This window comes from Methylobacterium sp. 88A (assembly GCF_000376345.1).
Classification (GTDB): Bacteria; Pseudomonadota; Alphaproteobacteria; order Rhizobiales; family Beijerinckiaceae; genus Methylobacterium; species Methylobacterium bullatum.
The window spans coordinates 405,740-422,500 of the sequence record NZ_AQVT01000001.1; the positions used below are offsets into that span (position 1 = coordinate 405,740).

Below are 16,761 nucleotides of genomic sequence, written 5' to 3' on the forward strand. Positions count from 1 at the left end.
CCAGGATGACCGCTTTCCGCACCCTCGACGATGCCGGCTCCCTCCAGGGCAAGCGCGTGCTTCTCCGCGTCGACCTGAACGTGCCGATGGAGGGGGAACGCGTCACCGACGCCACCCGTATCGAGAGGATCGTCCCGACGATCCGCGAGATCGCCGATGGCGGCGGGCGTGTGGTGCTGCTGGCGCATTTCGGCCGCCCCAAGGGCAAGCCGGTGGGGGCAGATTCGCTCAAGCAGGTGGTCTCCGCCCTGTCCGACCGTCTCGGCCGCCCGGTCGCCTTCGCCGAGGATTGCATCGGCGAGGCCGCGTCCTCGGCCGTCTCGGCGCTGAAGGACGGCGACGTCCTCCTCCTGGAGAACACCCGCTTCCACTCCGGCGAAGAGACAAACGAGACCGGTTTCGTGGCGGCGCTCGCCGCCAACGGCGACGTCTTCGTCAACGAGGCCTTCTCGGCCGCCCACCGCGCCCATGCCTCGACCGAGGGCCTCGCCCATGTGCTGCCGGCCTATGCGGGCCGGCTGATGCAGGCGGAGCTCGACGCGCTCACCAAGGGGCTGGAGGCGCCGAGCCGCCCGGTCATCGCATTGGTCGGCGGCGCCAAGGTCTCCTCGAAGATCGACCTCCTGCAGAATCTCGTCGCCAAGGTGGACATGCTCGTCATCGGCGGCGGCATGGCCAACACCTTCCTGCACGCTCAAGGGAAAGCCGTCGGCAAGTCCCTGTGCGAAAAGGATCTCGCCGAGACGGCGCTCCGCATCCTCGACGCCGCCGCTTCCGCCAAGTGCCGCATCATCCTGCCCGTGGACGCCGTGGTCGCCGCCGAGTTCAAGGCCAACGCGGCACATGAGACCGTGGGCGTCGACGCCGTGTCGGAGACCGGCATGATCCTCGATGCCGGCCCGGCCTCGGTGGCCGAGATCGATGCCGCCATCGACGAGGCCGCCACCCTGGTCTGGAACGGTCCGCTCGGTGCCTTCGAGTTGACCCCCTTCGACGCCGCGACGGTGGCGGCGGCCCGCCACGCGGCCGAACGCACCAAGGCCGGCAAGCTCGTCTCGGTGGCGGGTGGCGGCGACACGGTGGCCGCCCTCAACCATGCCGGCGTCGCCGACGACTTCTCCTACGTATCCACCGCCGGCGGCGCGTTCCTCGAATGGCTGGAAGGCAAGGTCCTGCCCGGCGTCGAGGCCCTGCGCGTCAAGGGGTGACCGGCTCCATCCCAGGTCCCATCACCTCATCCTGAGGCGCCTGAGGCAGCGGGCCTCGAACGAGGGGTCCGGCATCCTCCGGGCGAACCGGAGGGCTCCTTCGAAGCCTTCGCTGCGCTTGGGCACCTCGGGATGAGGTGTTTGGCTGGGATCTTGGGATGACGACACAGCGTTCTGTCGCCGAAGTCTTCGCGATGGAGTTGCGGCGGACCCGGTAAGGTCCGACAAGGCAGACGAATTGTCAGCGGATGGCGGCCCACGGGTCGGCCCCATCGTTTTTAGGAGACACCAATGGCACGTATCACCCTGAGGCAGCTCCTGGATCACGCCGCCGAATACGAATACGGCGTTCCGGCCTTCAACCTGAATAACATGGAACAGGGGTTGGCCATCATGGCGGCGGCGGATGCCACCGATTCGCCGGTGATCCTGCAGGCGAGCAAGGGCGCGCGCGCCTATGCCAACGACGTGGTGCTGGCCAAGCTCATCGACGGCCTCGTGGAGATCTACCCCCACATCCCCGTCTGCATGCATCTCGACCACGGCAACAACGAAGCCACCTGTGCCACGGCGATCCAGTACGGCTTCACCTCGGTGATGATGGACGGTTCGCTCAAGGCCGACGGCAAGACCCCCGCCGACTACGCCTACAATGTCGAGATCACCGGCAACGTCACCCGCATGGCCCATTGGGCCGGCGTCTCGGTGGAGGGCGAGCTCGGCGTGCTCGGCTCGTTGGAGAGCGGCCAGGGCGAGGCCGAGGACGGCCATGGCGCCGAGGGCGTGCTGAGCCACGACCAGCTCCTCACCGACCCGGAAGAGGCGGTGAAGTTCGTTACCGCTACCAAGGTCGACGCGCTCGCCGTCGCCATGGGCACCAGCCACGGCGCCTACAAGTTCACCCGCCAGCCGGACGGCGACGTGCTGGCCATGAACGTGATCGAGGAGATCCACCGCCGCCTGCCGACGACTCACCTCGTCATGCACGGCTCTTCCTCGGTGCCGCAGGACCTGCAGGACATCATCAATTCCTACGGCGGGCAGATGAAGCCCACCTGGGGCGTGCCGGTGGCCGAGATCCAGCGCGGCATCAAGCACGGCGTGCGCAAGATCAACATCGACACCGACAACCGCATGGCCATGACCGGCCAGATCCGGAAGGTTCTCACCGAGAACCCGGCCGAGTTCGATCCGCGCAAGTATCTGAAGCCCGCCATGGATGCGATGACGAAGCTCTGCCGCCAGCGTTTCGAGGAATTCGGCACCGCCGGTCAGGGCTCGAAGATCCGCCCGATCTCGGTCTCCGAGATGGCCAAGCGCTATGCCAACGGCTCGCTCGACCCGAAGATCGGCGCCGCCTGAGACCCTGTTCCGTGGTACCGGATCGCATCCGGAACCATGCCGTGACGCGGTGATCTCGCATCGCCTGTCCCCGAGACGCGGAGCCCGCGCCTCGGGATGATGCCGTTAGGACGACAAGAATGGCCGAACCCCGCACCCGCCTCGCACTCCTGTCCCCCCATCGGGTGGATTCCGACCGGGCCGATGCCCTCGCCGAAGCGCTGACCGCCGCCTGCGCGGCGGGGGACGTGGCGGCGGTGCTCCTGCGGCTCGCCCCGGCCGACGAGCGCAGCCTCGTGAACCTCGTCAAGCGGCTCGCTCCGGCCGCGCAATCGACCGGCGCCGCCCTGGTCATCACCGTGTCCGATTTCGCCGGCGACGTCGTCAGCGTGGCCGCGCGTGGCGGGGCGGACGGGGTTCATCTCGACAAGGCGCGGGACGGTGCCCTGCAGGATCTGCGCGAACGCCTCAGCGACGGTCGAATCCTCGGAGCCGGCGGGCATGAGCAGAAGCACGCGGCGATGGAGGCCGGCGAGGCCGGTGTCGATTACGTGATGTTCGGGGGGATCTACTCGGACGGGATCGCGCCCGATGCCGATACCGTGCGCGAGCGCGCGGAATGGTGGGTCGAAATCTTCGAGACTCCGTGCATCGCCGTGGCCCATGATCTGGCCCAGGTGGACGGTCTCCTGGCGACGGGGGCCGAGTTCCTCGGGCTGGAAAGCCACCTGTGGATGGGAGAAGGGGCGGATATCGCCGCCATCCAGGCCTTGGTCGCGGCGTCGGAGGCCGATACGTGAGGCGGGTCCGCCGGGCCGCCTTCGCCCTCGCCCTGGCGGAGGGACTGGCGTTCGCTGCCTGTGCCGAAGCGCCGAAGGTGATGCCGACCGACCCGGCCGGCCCCCAATCGCTGACGCCTCGCCCCAAGGAGACGTTGAAGGGGCAGCTGCGAGAACTCCCGACGCCGTATTCCATCGGCGCGACCGGCGCGGTGCCGCCCCGTTCGAAGACCGAACCCGACATCGCCTTCGGTGCCTACCAGCGCGGCCAATATACCACCGCCTTCCGCGAGGCGACGAAGCGGATCGCCGCCGACAACAAGGACGCTGCGGCGATGACGCTGCTCGGCGAGCTCTACAACCAGGGCCTCGGGGTCAAGCAGGACCCGGTGAAGGCGGCCGAATGGTACCGTCTGGCCGCCAACCAGGGCGACACCCACGCCATGGCCTCCCTCGGCCTGATGTCGATCGATGGCCGTGGCGGCACGAAGGACCCGAAGGCCGGGCGCCGCTGGCTCGAACAGGCCTCCGCCAAGGGCGACACCACGGCCGCCTACAACCTCGCCCTGATCCTGATCGGCACGGGAACCGAGCCGGACGAAGCCAAGGCGGCCGAGTTGTTCCGCAAGGCGGCCGAGGGCGAGATCGGCCCCGCCCAGCACGATCTCGGCGTGCTCTACCTCCAGGGGAGGGGGGTACCGAAGGATCCTAAACAGGCGGCCGAGTGGTTCCGGCGCGCCGCCGATAACGGCGATCTCGCCGGTGAGGTCGAGTTCGCGATCCTGCTGTTCAACGGCATCGGTGTCGAGAAAGACGAGGCCCGCGCGGCCCGCTACTTCCTCCACGCGGCGTCGCGCGGCAACGCCATCGCGCAGAATCGCGTGGCCATCCTCTATGCCCTCGGACGGGGGATGCAGAAAAACCCTGTCGAGGCGGCGGCCTGGAATCTCGCCGCCGCCGCCCAGGGGCGCTCCGACCCGAAGCTCGACGAGACCCTCGCCGGCCTCACCGCCGAGGAGCGCGGCCGGGCCGAGCGACTGGCCGAGGCGCGGATGAAGGTGGAGTGATACCAGTCGACGATGGGGAGACCTCATCGTCGACTTCCCGCGCGCGGCTTGGTGCGGACGATGCGGCATCCATGGGCGCCTGCGCGCGTTTCTCCTCTGCCCCGCATCGGCGAGGGGTGAGGCGGGCGGCAAACATGCTATGGCCGCGCAAGACCGTTCTTTGAATCGACCCGGACCTTTGCATCGATGATCAGCTCACCCCTCATGACCGTCATGGTCGACGCCGTCCGCAAGGCCGCCCGTGGCCTCAAGCGCGACTACGGCGAGATCGAGAACCTCCAGGTTTCGCGTAAAGGCCCCGGCAACTTCGTCTCCGCCGCCGACCGCAAGGCCGAGGAGGTGCTGCGCGACGCCCTGATGAAGGCGCGTCCCGGCTACGGCCTGATCCTCGAGGAATCCGGGAATATCGAAGGACAGGACAAGAGCCATACCTGGCATGTCGACCCCCTCGACGGCACCACCAACTTCCTCCACGGCATCCCGCATTTCGCGATCTCGGTGGGTCTCGAGCGCGAAGGCCAGATCGTCGCCGGCGTCATCTACGATCCGGCCAAGGACGAACTGTTCGTGGCTGAGCGCGGCAAGGGCGCCTATCTCAACAACCGCCGCCTGCGCGTCTCCGGCCGGACCGATCTCGCCGACGCTCTCGTCGCTTATGGCTCGCCCTATCTCGGGCGCGGCGATCACCCGAAGCTCCTGCGCGAAGTGGCGGCGGTGATGGCGGTGACCGGCGGTGCCCGCCGCTTCGGCTCGGCCGCCCTCGACCTCGCCTACGTCGCCTGCGGCCGCTCGGACCTCTACTGGGAGCGTGACCTGCAGACCTGGGACATCGCGGCCGGCATCATCCTGGTCCGCGAGGCCGGCGGCTTCGTCACCAGCGCCGATGGCGGTGCGGAGCCCCTGGCCGCACGCTCGGTGGCCGCCGGCAACGAGAGCCTGCACGGCGACCTCGTGAAGCTCCTGCGCCGCGCCAACGCCTGAAGCCCGAGGCCCCGGCTTTCCAGCCGGGGCGCGGCATATCCTAACCCGCTCCGATCCCGACATCTCCTCGCGAAAGCCGCCCGAATGGAAGCCCGCCGCCACTCCGCGCTGAAGGATTCGATCCGCTCGATTCCGGATTACCCGAAGCCCGGTATCGTCTTTCGCGACATCACCACGCTCCTGAGCGATCCGCGCGCGTTTCGCCGTGCAGTCGATTCGCTGGTCCATCCTTTCGCGGGCGGGCGGATCGATCAGGTAGCGGGAATCGAGGCGCGGGGCTTCATCCTCGGCGGCGCGGTGGCGCACCAGCTCTCCTCGGGCTTCGTGCCGATCCGCAAGAAGGGCAAGCTGCCCCACAAGACCGTCTCCATCGCCTACGCGCTGGAATACGGCACCGACGAGATGGAAATCCACGTGGACGCCATCAAGCCGGGCGACAAGGTGCTGCTGGTGGACGACCTCATCGCCACCGGCGGCACCGCCTGCGCGGCGGTGAACCTGCTGCGCCAGATCGGCGCCGAGGTGGTGGCTGCCTGCTTCGTCATCGACCTGCCCGAGATCGGCGGAGCGCAGAAGCTGCGCGACCTCAATGTGCCGGTGCGGACGTTGATGGAATTCGACGGGCATTGAAGGCACGACGCGTCCTTCTCTCCTGTGCGGGAGAAGGGGGCCCGCGCCAGCGGGTCGAATGAGGGGAGCGCCACCTTCGGAGAGGTCTTATCCTCTCCCGCCTGCTTTGCAGGCACCCTCTCCTGCAGGGGGGAGAGGGTTTTTCGCACTACGCCGCGAGGCTTTCGAACAATCCGCGCCCGTCGACCCCGCCGATGAGACCTTCGACGAAGTTCTCCGGGTGCGGCATCATACCGAGCACGTTGAGGTTTTCGCTGTAGATACCGGCGATGGAGTTCAGCGAGCCGTTCCGGTTGGCATCCACGGTCAGGTCGCCCGAGGCGTCGGAATAGCGGAAGGCCACGCGGCCGTCGCCTTCGAGGCGGGCGACCGTGTCGGCGTCGGCGAAGTAATTGCCCTCGCCATGCGCCACGCAGACGTCGATCACCTGGCCCTTGGCATAGGACGACGTGAAGCGCGTATCGGCACGCTCTACCCGGAGCAGTTGGCGGTGGCAGATGAAGCGCCGGTCGACGTTGCGCATCAGCACGCCCGGCAGGAGGCCGGATTCGCACAGGATCTGGAAGCCATTGCAGATGCCGAGCACCAGACCGCCGCGGGCGGCGTGGTCGCGGACGGCATCCATGGCGGCGGCGCGTCCGGCGATGGCCCCGCAGCGGAGATAGTCTCCGTAGGAGAAGCCGCCCGGAAGCACCGCGAGGTCGGTGCCGGCCGGCAGCGCCGTCTCGGTGTGCCAGACCTTGACCACCTCCGCGCCGGCGAGGCGCAGGGCGCGGGCGACGTCGCCGTCGCGGTTGGAGCCGGGGAAGACGACGATCGCGGCGCGCATCAGACGATCTCGATCTCGTAGTTCTCGACAACGGTGTTCGCGAGCAGCTTCTCGCAGGCGCTCTTCAGCGTCGCTTCGGCGCTGGCCGGATCCGTGTCGGCGATCTCGACGTCGAACACCTTGCCCTGGCGGACACCCTCGATGCCGGAGATGCCGAAGGACGAGAGAGCGGATTCGATCGCCTTGCCCTGAGGGTCGAGCACGCCGGTCTTCAGGGTGACGATGATGCGGGCTTTCATGGTCTCGGACTCGGTGCTGTGGCTCGACCCGTCAGGCGATAGTCGGGAAATGCCGACCATGCAACGCGGCTGCCCCATCGCGGCGGGGATGTTTCCCAGCCTGTTCCAGCTCCGTCAGCCGCAAGAGCGATTCGGGATTATGTCGTGGATCAGCGACGGGCGGCCGGTGCGGCGGCGCGAATCGGCTCGATGCTCACCGCACGGCGCCAGAGCTGGACCATGATCCAGACGGCGATCGCACTGAACAGGACCATGAGGACATGGCCCACGGTATCGCCGAGATCGAGCAGGCCGGCGAGCGCCCAGCCTGCGGCGATGGCGACGGCGAAGACTTCGGTGCCCACCAGCACCATCATGCTGACGATCGTGATCAGGTTGCGCGTATTCACGGGGATGCATCTCCGTCGACCCCGGAGCAGCGATTGCGGCGGGCGGCCGGAGCTTTACAGCGCCAGTCCGGTCCCGCGCAACATCGCGGCGCCGGGGTCGTCGTCAGGGACGGGTCAGCGCGGCGCGCGCTTGGCGAGGATACGCTGGAGCGTGCGCCGGTGCATGTTGAGGCGGCGTGCCGTCTCCGAGACGTTGCGGCTGCACAATTCATACACCCGCTGGATATGCTCCCAGCGCACGCGATCGGCCGACATCGGGTTTTCCGGCGGGTCGGCCCGCTCGCCCGGCTGCGCCATCAACGTGCCGTGGATCTCGTCCGCATCGGCGGGCTTGGCGAGGTAATCGAACGCGCCGAGCTTCACGGCGGTGACGGCGGTGGCGATGTTGCCGTAGCCGGTGAGGATGACGCCCCGGGCCTCGGGCCGCTTCTCCTTCAGCCGCGCGATCACGTCGAGGCCGTTACCGTCGCCGAGGCGCATGTCGATGACCGCGAAGGCGGGTGCACGGTTCTCCACCAGGGACACGCCCTCGGCCACGCTCTCGGCCACCTGAACCTCGTAGCCGCGGGCTTCCATCGCCCGCGCCAGGCGGGTTGAGAACGGCCTGTCGTCGTCCACGATCAGCAAGGTGCGGTCGGCATAGGCCGCCAGCGGATCGGATTCCGACGTCTGCAGCGCATCGGCGGCAAGCCCCGGACTTACACTCTGCGTCAGCATCCGACGCTCCTCCATTTTCCAAAACCGAGTTGTTGGCAACTTATATAGGGGCCGGACTGCGTTCGGTCAGGGGCACCTCGGCGTTGAATTCCGTGCCGCGCCGGGGAAGCGTGTCCCGCTCGAAGATGTGGCGCGCCCAGGATACGCGGACCACGGCTCCGGTTGCTTGGTGGCCCGACACGTTGGAGAGCGTAAGCTGCGCGCCGGAGCGTTCGATCAGGGTCTTTGCGATGAACAGACCGAGGCCGAGGCCGGCGCCGACGCTGTTCCCGCCGCGCGTTTTGTCGGGGCTTCGGGTGGTGACGTAGGGCTCGCCCGCCCGCAGCAGGATCTCGCTGGAGAAGCCCGGGCCGTCGTCGCTGATCTCGAGGGAGACCCGCTCGGCGGTCCAGCGCGCCTCGATGACGACGCGGCTGGTGGCGAAGTCCACGGCGTTGTCGACGATGTTGGCGAGGCCGAACAGCACCCCCGGATTGCGCCGGCACGCCGGCTCGATTCCGTCGCCCCGGCTGGTGACGTCGAGCGCGATGCCCATGGCGCGCTGGGGCGCCACCAACTCCTCCACGAGATGGCTCAGTGTCACGGTCTGGAGGATACCGGCTTCGTCCCCGTCGAGGGAGGTAAGCTTCGACAGGATGCCGCGGCAGCGGTCGACCTGGTCGCGCAGGAGGTCGAGGTCGTCCTTCACGGCGGGTGAGGCCGTGGCGGCGAGCTGGCGCGTGAGTTCCTTGGTGACGAGCATGATCGTGCCGAGAGGCGTGCCGAGCTCATGCGCCGCCGCCGCCGCCAGCCCGTCGAGCTGCGAGAGGTGCTGCTCGCGCGCCAGAACGAGTTCCGTGGCCGCGAGGGCCTGGGCGAGCTGCCGGGTCTCGTCGGAGACCTTCCAGGCATAGACCCCGGTGAAGGCGGTGCCGAGGAGGATCGCCGTCCACACTCCCGAGACGTAGAGGAACGGGAGTTCGAGCCGCCCGTCCGCGAACCACGGCAGCGGCCGGTGGATCAGCGCCAGCATGGTCGCGAGCCCCACCGCCAGGAGCCCCAGCGCCAGGGTCCGCTCCGGGGGCAGGGCCGTGGCCGAGATCAGCACGGGGGCGAGGAAAAGCAGCGAGAACGGGTTCTGCAGGCCGCCGGTGAGGAAGAGGAGGGCGGCGAGCTGGATGATATCGAAGGCGAGGAGAAGGGCCGCCGAATCGTCGCTCAGGCGGTAGCTCGCGGGAAACCGGATCCGCAGGGCGAGGTTCAGCCAGGAGGATGCCGCGATGACGAGGAAACACCAGCCGAAGGGCAGGGGCAGGCCGAGGCCGAACTGCGCGCCGACGACAGCCGCGCTCTGCCCGGTGATCGCGAGCCAGCGCAGGCGCACGAAGGTGTCGAGCCGAAGGTGCCGGGCATCGCGGACGAAGCCATTGGTGCTCATGTCGATCATGTCCGCTCAACGATAGCGCTCGACGGCTGCGAATCCATGGTTCGCCCGCCGATTGCGCCCATCCTTGCGCACTCCGCACCTGTACGAATGTCCCGAACCGAACGTTTCGCGAGGCGCGGCGTTCTCTACCGCGCCGGGTCGCGCTGGTAGTCGAGACGCGGGACGACGAGGGAGGGGCGGATATGAGCTTGGCCTACACCTGGTATGAGTTCGGTCGTATGATGACGGCGCCGGCGCGCCTCGCGGCCGACATGGTCAAGCACAGCCTGGAGAATCCCGCCAACCCGCTCGCCTACTCGCCCTATGCGAAGTCCATGGCCGCGGCCTGCGAGATGTTCGAGCGCGGAACCCGGCGCTACGCCAAGCCGGCCTTCGGGCTCACCGGAACCTGGATCGACGGGGCGAGCGTGCCCGTGAGCGAGCGGGTGGTGTGGGAGAAGCCGTTCTGCCGGGTCGTGACCTTCGACCGCTCCTTCGCGCGCGGCCCCTCCGAGCCGCAGCCCAAGCTCCTGATCGTGGCGCCGATGTCGGGGCACTACGCCACGCTCCTGCGCGGCACCGTGGAGGCGATGCTCCCCAATCATCAGGTCTTCATCACCGACTGGACCGATGCGCGCCTCGTGCCGATCACGGAGGGGCGGTTCGATCTCGACACCTACATCGACTACCTGAAGGAGATCTTCGTCGCCCTCGGTCCGGACCTTCACGTCATGGCCGTGTGTCAGCCGGCGGTGCCCGTGCTGGCCACCGTGGCGTTGATGGAGGCGCAAGGCACGATGCCGGTGCCGCGCTCGATGACCCTGATGGGCGGCCCCATCGACACCCGCCGCTCGCCCACCGCCGTCAACTGCCTGGCGCAGGAGCGCGGCACCGCATGGTTCGAGCGGAACTGCATCACCATGGTCCCGCTGGCGTATCCCGGTGCCCTGCGCAGCGTCTATCCGGGCTTCTTCCAGCTTGGCGGATTCATGGCGATGAACCTCGATCGTCACGTCAACGCCCATACCGAGATGTTCGATCATCTCGTCACCGGCGACGGCGATTCCGCCGAGAAGCACCGGGACTTCTACGACGAGTATCTCGCGGTGATGGACCTGACGGCGGAATTCTACCTTCAGACGATCAAGACCGTCTTCGTCGACCACGCCCTGCCGAAGGGCGAGATGCTCCATCGCGGCGAGCGGGTGGACCTCACCGCGATCCGGACCTGCGCGATCCTCGCCATCGAGGGCGAGAACGACGACATCTCCGGTGTCGGCCAGACCAAGGCTTCCCTCGACCTGACCCCGAACCTGCCGCCCGAGCGCAAGGCCTATCACCTGCAGGAGCGCGTCGGCCATTACGGGGTGTTCAACGGCTCACGCTATCGCACGGTCATCGCCCCGCGGATCGCCTCCTTCATCCGCGAGATGCAGGCCTTGCCGGCTCTGGAGCGACGACCGGCGGCGTAGTGCGGGATCGGCCCCCGCAAAAGTTCTGGACGTGACCCACGCCCCGATGGCGGCGGCGGGAGGCTGCCGCTAAGCTGACGCCATGAGAGTCGCCCTGCTGCGCGGGTCCGATCCCGACCATATCGACATCCTTCACGAGGGCGCGAAGCTCCGCGTCTCCCTGCGCCGCCGCCCGGCGGCCCGCAGGCTGACCCTGCGCGTCTCGAGCGCCACCGGCGAGGTGGTGATGACCCTGCCAGCCCGGACGTCCCTCGCCGTGGCGCGCACCTTCGCGGTCAGCCATGGCGGCTGGATCGCCATGCGGCTCGCCAAGGTTCCGGACCGTGTGGCGTTCGAGGCGGGGGCGGAACTCCCCCTTCGCGGTGTCGGCCATCGCATCGTCCACCGGAGCGAGCGCGGCGGCGTGACCCTGGTCACGGAGGAGGAGGGCGGTCCGGTCCTCTCCGTGGCGTGCGAGGCGCCCCACCTGCCGCGCCGGGTCAGGGATTTCCTGGAGCGGGAGGTCCGCAAGGATCTCGCCCAGGCGGTGTCGGTCTATACGGAGAAGTTGGGTCAGGGACCGAAACGGATCACCATCCGCGACACCCGCTCGCGCTGGGGCTCCTGCACCGCGCGCGGAGAGCTGAACTTTTCCTGGCGCCTGATCCTGGCGCCGCCCCTGGTGCTCGATTACCTCGTGGCCCACGAGATGGCCCATTTGCGCGAGATGAACCATTCCCAGCGGTTCTGGTCGCTGGTGGGATCCCTGTGCCCGCATGTGGACGAGGCCGAGCGCTGGCTCAAGCGCAACGGCGCCAGCCTCCACCGCTACGGCTGAGGCAAGGGCCGGGTCCGACCCTTGCCCAATCGTGACCTACCCGCGTGCGCGCAGAACCCGGCGGCGCTCGACCTGCTCCACCGGCCAGGTGGGACGGGCGTCCACGTCCCCCGGCCGCAAGGTGCGGGGGGCGACGCTGTCGCAGACTTCGCGCTGGCGCAGGATCGTCGGGTTGCCGAACTCGTCGAGGCGACGGACATACCCGCCGTCGCGGCAGAAGCCGGCGATCTCGGCCGAATTGGAATTGATCCGGCCCCCCGGCATGCGCCGGATCGGCCGGTGCTCGACCACGAGCGGCCCGTCGCGGTTGAGCGACCGCTCCACATAGGTGGTCTCGTCGACGGGCAGGGACTCGGCCGAGGCGGGAGCGATCCCGGCGAGGATCAGGAACGCGGCGGTAGCAGGAAATCGCATGGGCTCGGTCCGTTGGCGCTTGGGGCTTTGCCCCGTGAACTAGGGCGTCATCCTGGGTAACGATAGTCCGTGAGAGTAAACTAGTGGTCACGCTTGACACAGAATAGCCGCGCATGGTCGGAACACCGCGGGTTTCATCGGGTGCCCCCCAGCCATGAGGGGTGAGGCGAGAGGGATCGGCGCGTGGGTTTTCGAGCAATGCTGGGGCGTGCGAGGCGGGTCGCCGAGGATCGGGCGACCTCTCTCGGGCGTCCGGCGCGGATCGGTCTGATCTGCATGGCCGCACTCGCCGGCATGGGGCTGGCCGGGGGCGGCCGTGCCGAGGCACAGGGCATGGTGCGCAACACCTTCGGGGACTGGCAGCTCCGCTGCGAGACGCCGGCGGGGGCGAAGGCCGAGCAATGCGCCCTGGTCCAGTACCTCGCCGCCGAGGACCGGCCCAACCTCACCCTCGTCGTCATCGTCCTCAAGACGGCGGACAATCGCGGCTACCTGCTGCGCGTGGTGGCGCCGCTGGGCGTGCTGCTGCCCTCCGGGCTCGGCCTGAAGATCGACAAGACCGATGTCGGCCGGGCCGGGTTCGTGCGCTGCCTCACCACGGGCTGCGTCGCGGAGGTGGTCATGGACGACAACCTCATCAAGCAGTTCAGCGCCGGGGTGCAGGCCACGTTCATCGTGTTCCAGACCCCGGAAGAGGGGGTCGGCATCCCCCTGTCGATGAAGGGCTTCGGCGACGGGTTCGCCAGCTTGAAATAGGCCTGTTCCGGCGCCCCGCGCCGGCGATTCAGCGGGATCTGAGGATGCGGACACGCGCGAAAACGGTCGGGATCGCCCTGATTGCGGGATTCCTGCCCTTGGCGGCCACGATGCCCGGGGCTGCCCTGGCCGAGGACGGGAACTGGTTCACCAACATGCTGAAATACGGCGGGACCACGGTTCCGCCGTCTCAGCCCGCCGACCTCGGCGAGGTCTATTGCCCCACGGTCGACGTCGCGGAGAACGGCGCCGCCCTGCGCAGCTATGGCGGCCGGGCCGACGACAATGCCAGCCTGCGCAGCCAAATCACTCTCGGTCGTCTCGCCCGCGAATGTGTGCGCCTGGCCGATGGCTCGGTGAGCGTGAAGGTCGGCGTCGAGGGGCAGGTGCTGCTGGGGCCGCAGGGACGGCCCGGACGGTTCGAGGCCCCGGTCTATTTCACGATCAAGGCCGGGGACCAGACCATCGTCGCGCGGGCGCGCAAGGTGGCGGTGTCGATCGGACCGGGCGAGGCGCAGGGCCTGTTCACGGTGATCGAGGAGAACCTCGTGGTGCCGCGCCCCCTGAGCGAGAGCTACGAGATCGGCGTCTCGCTGCACGGAGCGCCTGGCAAGGCTGCGGCGAAGCGCAAGCGCAAGCCCGCTCCGACAAGTGCCGCCGCCCCCGCAGAGGCGGCACCCGAGGCGTCGCAATAGCGCTCCGCCATGCACTCTCCCGTCGATGCGCCACGAAAAAGGGGCCTCCGCTCGCGCGGGGCCCCTTTTTTAGGTCGTCTCGGTGAAGTCTTTTACTGAACCAGGCGCGGGCCGCCGGACTGGACCTTCTCGTTCTCGGACATGATGCCGAGACGCTTGGCCACTTCCGTATAGGCCTCGATCAGGCCGCCGAGATCCTTGCGGAAGCGGTCCTTGTCGAGCTTGTCCTGGCTCTTGATATCCCACAGGCGGCAGGAATCCGGGGAGATCTCGTCGGCCACGACGATCCGCATCAGGTCGCCTTCCCAGAGGCGGCCGGTCTCGATCTTGAAGTCCACGAGACGGATGCCGACGCCGAGGAAGAGGCCCGACAGGAAATCGTTGACGCGGATGGCCAGAGCCATGATGTCGTCGATCTCCTGGGGCGTCGCCCAGCCGAAGGCGGTGATGTGCTCTTCCGACACCATCGGGTCGTTGAGCGCATCGTTCTTGTAATAGAACTCGATGATCGAGCGCGGCAGCTGCGTGCCTTCCTCGAGGCCGAGGCGGGTGGCGAGCGAGCCGGCGGCGACGTTGCGCACCACCACCTCGAGGGGGATGATCTCGACTTCGCGGATCAGCTGCTCGCGCATGTTGAGGCGGCGGATGAAGTGGGTCGGCACGCCGATATCGTTGAGGTGCTGGAAAACGAACTCGGAGATCCGGTTGTTCAGCACACCCTTGCCGTCGATGACCTCGTGCTTCTGCGCGTTGAAGGCGGTGGCATCATCCTTGAAATGCTGGATGAGCGTTCCCGGCTCGGGTCCCTCGTACAGGACCTTCGCCTTGCCCTCGTAGATGCGACGGCGGCGGTTCATAGGCGTATACCGTGGTTTGAGGAAGTCCATGGGCCGTGACTCCTTCGGACAGTCGATGTGCGGAATCCGCGGCGTGGCGGCCTCGATGAGACCGGGCCGCGAGAACACATCGTTTGTCGAAAGCCTCGACGACCGTGGCGCAAACTACCCGAAGCGGGTTTGCAGTACAACGCGTCCGCCCGCAGCCCGGCCTTGCGGTACGAGTCGGATACGCATGACGAGGCAAGCGCCGTCCCGTCAGGCCGCGACGGTCTTGTCCGGATAGCGGCAGAGATCGGCGATGAGGCAGGTCGGGCATTCGGGCTTGCGCGCTTTGCACACGTAGCGGCCGAACAGGATCAGCCAATGGTGGGCGTTCAGGCGGAACGGCTCCGGCACGATCGCCTCCAGTCCCGCCTGGACCTTGTCCGTCGTCGCCGCGACCACGAGGGGGATGCGGTTCGAGACCCGGAAGATATGGGTGTCGACGGCGATGGTGGGCACGCCGAAGGCGACGTTCATGACCACGCTCGCGGTCTTGGTGCCGACACCCGGCAGGATCTCGAGATGCCCGCGCGAGGCCGGCACCTCGCCGCCATGCTGCTCCAGCAGGATGCGGGACAGGGCGATGACGTTCTTCGCCTTGGTGTTTAACAGGCCGATGGTGCGGATGAAGCCGCGCACCCGTTCCTCTCCCAAGTCCAGCATCGCCGCCGGCGTATCGGCAATGGCAAAGAGGGGTGCGGTGGCGAGGTTCACGCTTTTGTCGGTGGCCTGGGCCGACAGTACCACCGCCACGAGAAGCGTGAACGGGTTGAGATAGTCGAGTTCCGCCCGAGGTTCCGGGTTGGCGGCACGCAGCCGCGAAAAGATCTCGGTGACCGTCTCTGCATCGGCAGGGGAGGGGACCGTCTTCACCCCGACTATGAGGGGGGCGGCGAGGGTCGCCGCCCGTGTGGCCTCCTTCGGCGCGGGCGATGTCGTCGCGGTCACGGACTTCTTGAGGGGCTTCGACTGTCGGGTCTTCATCGGTGGGTTATATGTGTCCCACGGAGAGCGGCAACACGGTTCGCGACATGATCCCATCCCATCCCGACGGGCTCGACCCGAACAGCATCGATGTCCCGGTATTTCAGGCAACCATTCGCCCGCATCAATCGCTGACCTATCATGGCTTTCGGAACGTCATGATCGGCTGCGGCGTCGTCTCGCTGGTGACGTCGATCGCCTGTGTCCAGGCGGGGTTCTGGCCGGTGGCGGGCTTTTTCGGCCTCGATATGATCGCCCTCTACGTGGCGCTGAAAACGAGCATCAGGCGCGGGCGCTCCTTCGAGGAAGTGATGATTTCGCCCATCGAGGTCATGCTCGCCCGCGTGACCCATCGCGGCGAGCGGCGTGAATGGCGCTTCAATCCCCTGTGGACCAAGCTGACCAAGGTCGAGGACGAGGAGTACGGCCTCCAGACCCTGACGCTGGTCTCGCGCCGGGAATACGTGGTGGTGGCCCGCGATGCATCGCCCCCCGTCCGTGAGCGGATCGCCGAGGGACTGACGCGGGCACTGGCGGATGTGAAGAGGGGGTACTGAGGTTTGCCCCCGTTGCTCCTGCAACTCGCCCTCGTTCTCGTCGGCTTTGCCGGTTCCGCGATCGCCGCCCCCATCGGATCGGTGGAGGTCCGCTTCATCGAGCCGGACAAATACGTCGACGCCAATAACCGGTTCAGTTCCGGCCTCGGGTCCGAGGCGACACTGGCCGAGCTACGCCGAGTCATCGAGCAGGTGACGTCACCCTTCCTTGCCCCCGGCGAGCGTCTTGTCGTCGAAATCTTGGATGTGGACTTGGCGGGGTTTCCCAATCCGGGTGCCAATTTCCCTTACGGCCTGCGAGTGGTCACCGATGCGACCCCGCCGTCCTTTCGCCTACGCTACACGCTGACGGACCGGCGTGGTCGGCGCATAGCGTCGAACGAGGAGCGGGTGAGCGATATCAACTTCCTGCTCGGTGCCCGCTCCGCACAATCGGGCAGCTTTCCCTATGAACGCGAACTGCTCCGGGAATGGGCGCGACGCCGGTTCGCGAACCGGCGCTGAGCGGACGCCCGGCCGGGCCAATCGACGGATGAGGCCGGATCGAGGGCACCGAAGGGGAGGGGAGACGGCATGACGAGCCGGCTCGGAAATTTCGCA

Annotated in this window: 20 protein-coding genes; 12 read left to right on the top strand and 8 right to left on the bottom strand. The window is 67.7% G+C overall.

What is annotated here, in order from left to right; translation table 11 throughout:
* Positions 1–5 precede the first annotated feature (5 nt).
* The 6 genes from A3OM_RS0101905 to A3OM_RS0101930 all read left to right on the top strand — a co-directional run bounded on the left by A3OM_RS0101905 (position 6) and on the right by A3OM_RS0101930 (position 6,006).
* On the top strand, positions 6–1,208 hold the full coding sequence (locus tag A3OM_RS0101905; protein WP_018042048.1) for a phosphoglycerate kinase: 1,203 nt from the start codon (positions 6–8) through the stop codon (positions 1,206–1,208).
* Between the two features lie 291 nt (positions 1,209–1,499).
* Positions 1,500–2,570 carry a class II fructose-bisphosphate aldolase gene (fba, locus tag A3OM_RS0101910; RefSeq protein ID WP_018042049.1) on the top strand — a complete coding sequence of 357 codons (1,071 nt, stop codon included), beginning with the start codon at positions 1,500–1,502 and terminating at the stop codon, positions 2,568–2,570.
* 119 nt (positions 2,571–2,689) lie between these two features.
* Positions 2,690–3,349, top strand: a complete 660-nt coding sequence (locus A3OM_RS0101915) for a thiamine phosphate synthase (RefSeq protein WP_018042050.1) — start codon at positions 2,690–2,692, stop codon at positions 3,347–3,349.
* Positions 3,350–3,429: 80 nt separating this feature from the next.
* Positions 3,430–4,395 carry a tetratricopeptide repeat protein gene (locus A3OM_RS0101920; RefSeq protein WP_245257824.1) on the top strand — a complete coding sequence of 322 codons (966 nt, stop codon included), beginning with the start codon at positions 3,430–3,432 and terminating at the stop codon, positions 4,393–4,395.
* Positions 4,396–4,581: 186 nt separating this feature from the next.
* Positions 4,582–5,376, top strand: coding sequence for an inositol monophosphatase family protein (locus A3OM_RS0101925; protein ID WP_026175625.1), 795 nt, complete (start codon positions 4,582–4,584; stop codon positions 5,374–5,376).
* An 84-nt stretch (positions 5,377–5,460) separates the two neighbouring features.
* Positions 5,461–6,006, top strand: coding sequence for an adenine phosphoribosyltransferase (locus tag A3OM_RS0101930; RefSeq protein ID WP_018042053.1), 546 nt, complete (start codon positions 5,461–5,463; stop codon positions 6,004–6,006).
* A 148-nt stretch (positions 6,007–6,154) separates the two neighbouring features.
* Here A3OM_RS0101930 and purQ read toward each other — a convergent pair whose 3' ends face one another.
* From purQ to A3OM_RS0101955, 5 genes are all read right to left on the bottom strand, one after another.
* Positions 6,155–6,835 carry a phosphoribosylformylglycinamidine synthase subunit PurQ gene (gene purQ, locus A3OM_RS0101935; RefSeq protein WP_018042054.1) on the bottom strand — a complete coding sequence of 227 codons (681 nt, stop codon included), beginning with the start codon at positions 6,833–6,835 and terminating at the stop codon, positions 6,155–6,157.
* Positions 6,835–7,074, bottom strand: coding sequence for a phosphoribosylformylglycinamidine synthase subunit PurS (purS, locus tag A3OM_RS0101940; protein WP_018042055.1), 240 nt, complete (start codon positions 7,072–7,074; stop codon positions 6,835–6,837). Before purS ends, purQ begins: the two co-directional genes overlap by 1 nt.
* A 149-nt stretch (positions 7,075–7,223) precedes the next feature.
* On the bottom strand, positions 7,224–7,463 hold the full coding sequence (locus A3OM_RS0101945) for a hypothetical protein (RefSeq protein ID WP_018042056.1): 240 nt from the start codon (positions 7,461–7,463) through the stop codon (positions 7,224–7,226).
* A 114-nt stretch (positions 7,464–7,577) separates the two neighbouring features.
* Positions 7,578–8,180 (bottom strand): ActR/PrrA/RegA family redox response regulator transcription factor, encoded by a 603-nt coding sequence (locus A3OM_RS0101950; RefSeq protein WP_026175626.1) that lies wholly within the window; start codon positions 8,178–8,180, stop codon positions 7,578–7,580.
* A gap of 40 nt (positions 8,181–8,220) precedes the next feature.
* Positions 8,221–9,606 (bottom strand): ActS/PrrB/RegB family redox-sensitive histidine kinase, encoded by a 1,386-nt coding sequence (locus A3OM_RS0101955; protein ID WP_018042058.1) that lies wholly within the window; start codon positions 9,604–9,606, stop codon positions 8,221–8,223.
* Between the two features lie 182 nt (positions 9,607–9,788).
* On the opposite strand from A3OM_RS0101955, the gene phaZ reads away from it, so the two are divergent.
* Positions 9,789–11,057, top strand: a complete 1,269-nt coding sequence (gene phaZ, locus A3OM_RS0101960; protein ID WP_018042059.1) for a polyhydroxyalkanoate depolymerase — start codon at positions 9,789–9,791, stop codon at positions 11,055–11,057.
* A gap of 82 nt (positions 11,058–11,139) precedes the next feature.
* A complete protein-coding gene (locus tag A3OM_RS0101965) occupies positions 11,140–11,874 on the top strand; it encodes a SprT family zinc-dependent metalloprotease (RefSeq protein ID WP_018042060.1) in 735 nt (244 codons plus the stop codon).
* 36 nt (positions 11,875–11,910) lie between these two features.
* Here A3OM_RS0101965 and A3OM_RS0101970 read toward each other — a convergent pair whose 3' ends face one another.
* Positions 11,911–12,288: a hypothetical protein gene (locus A3OM_RS0101970; protein ID WP_018042061.1), complete on the bottom strand. Its 378-nt coding sequence runs from the start codon at positions 12,286–12,288 to the stop codon at positions 11,911–11,913.
* 276 nt (positions 12,289–12,564) lie between these two features.
* Between A3OM_RS0101970 and A3OM_RS0101975 the strand changes: the two genes are divergently transcribed.
* Both A3OM_RS0101975 and A3OM_RS0101980 read left to right on the top strand, forming a co-directional pair.
* On the top strand, positions 12,565–13,044 hold the full coding sequence (locus A3OM_RS0101975) for an invasion associated locus B family protein (RefSeq protein ID WP_043764423.1): 480 nt from the start codon (positions 12,565–12,567) through the stop codon (positions 13,042–13,044).
* 44 nt (positions 13,045–13,088) lie between these two features.
* Positions 13,089–13,739: a hypothetical protein gene (locus tag A3OM_RS0101980; RefSeq protein WP_018042063.1), complete on the top strand. Its 651-nt coding sequence runs from the start codon at positions 13,089–13,091 to the stop codon at positions 13,737–13,739.
* A gap of 92 nt (positions 13,740–13,831) precedes the next feature.
* On the opposite strand, the gene purC is transcribed toward A3OM_RS0101980, so the two are convergent.
* Complete coding sequence (purC, locus tag A3OM_RS0101985; protein ID WP_026175628.1) at positions 13,832–14,626, bottom strand: phosphoribosylaminoimidazolesuccinocarboxamide synthase; 795 nt, start codon at positions 14,624–14,626, stop codon at positions 13,832–13,834.
* A gap of 207 nt (positions 14,627–14,833) precedes the next feature.
* Positions 14,834–15,604, bottom strand: a complete 771-nt coding sequence (gene nth, locus A3OM_RS0101990) for an endonuclease III (protein WP_018042065.1) — start codon at positions 15,602–15,604, stop codon at positions 14,834–14,836.
* A 47-nt stretch (positions 15,605–15,651) separates the two neighbouring features.
* On the opposite strand from nth, the gene A3OM_RS0101995 reads away from it, so the two are divergent.
* Together A3OM_RS0101995 and A3OM_RS0102000 are read left to right on the top strand one after the other, a co-directional pair.
* Positions 15,652–16,161 carry a DUF2244 domain-containing protein gene (locus tag A3OM_RS0101995; protein ID WP_018042066.1) on the top strand — a complete coding sequence of 170 codons (510 nt, stop codon included), beginning with the start codon at positions 15,652–15,654 and terminating at the stop codon, positions 16,159–16,161.
* A gap of 3 nt (positions 16,162–16,164) precedes the next feature.
* The gene (locus A3OM_RS0102000; protein ID WP_157196421.1) at positions 16,165–16,665 is read left to right on the top strand and encodes a DUF3016 domain-containing protein; all 501 of its coding nucleotides are present in this window, start codon (positions 16,165–16,167) and stop codon (positions 16,663–16,665) included.
* Positions 16,666–16,761: the final 96 nt, after the last annotated feature.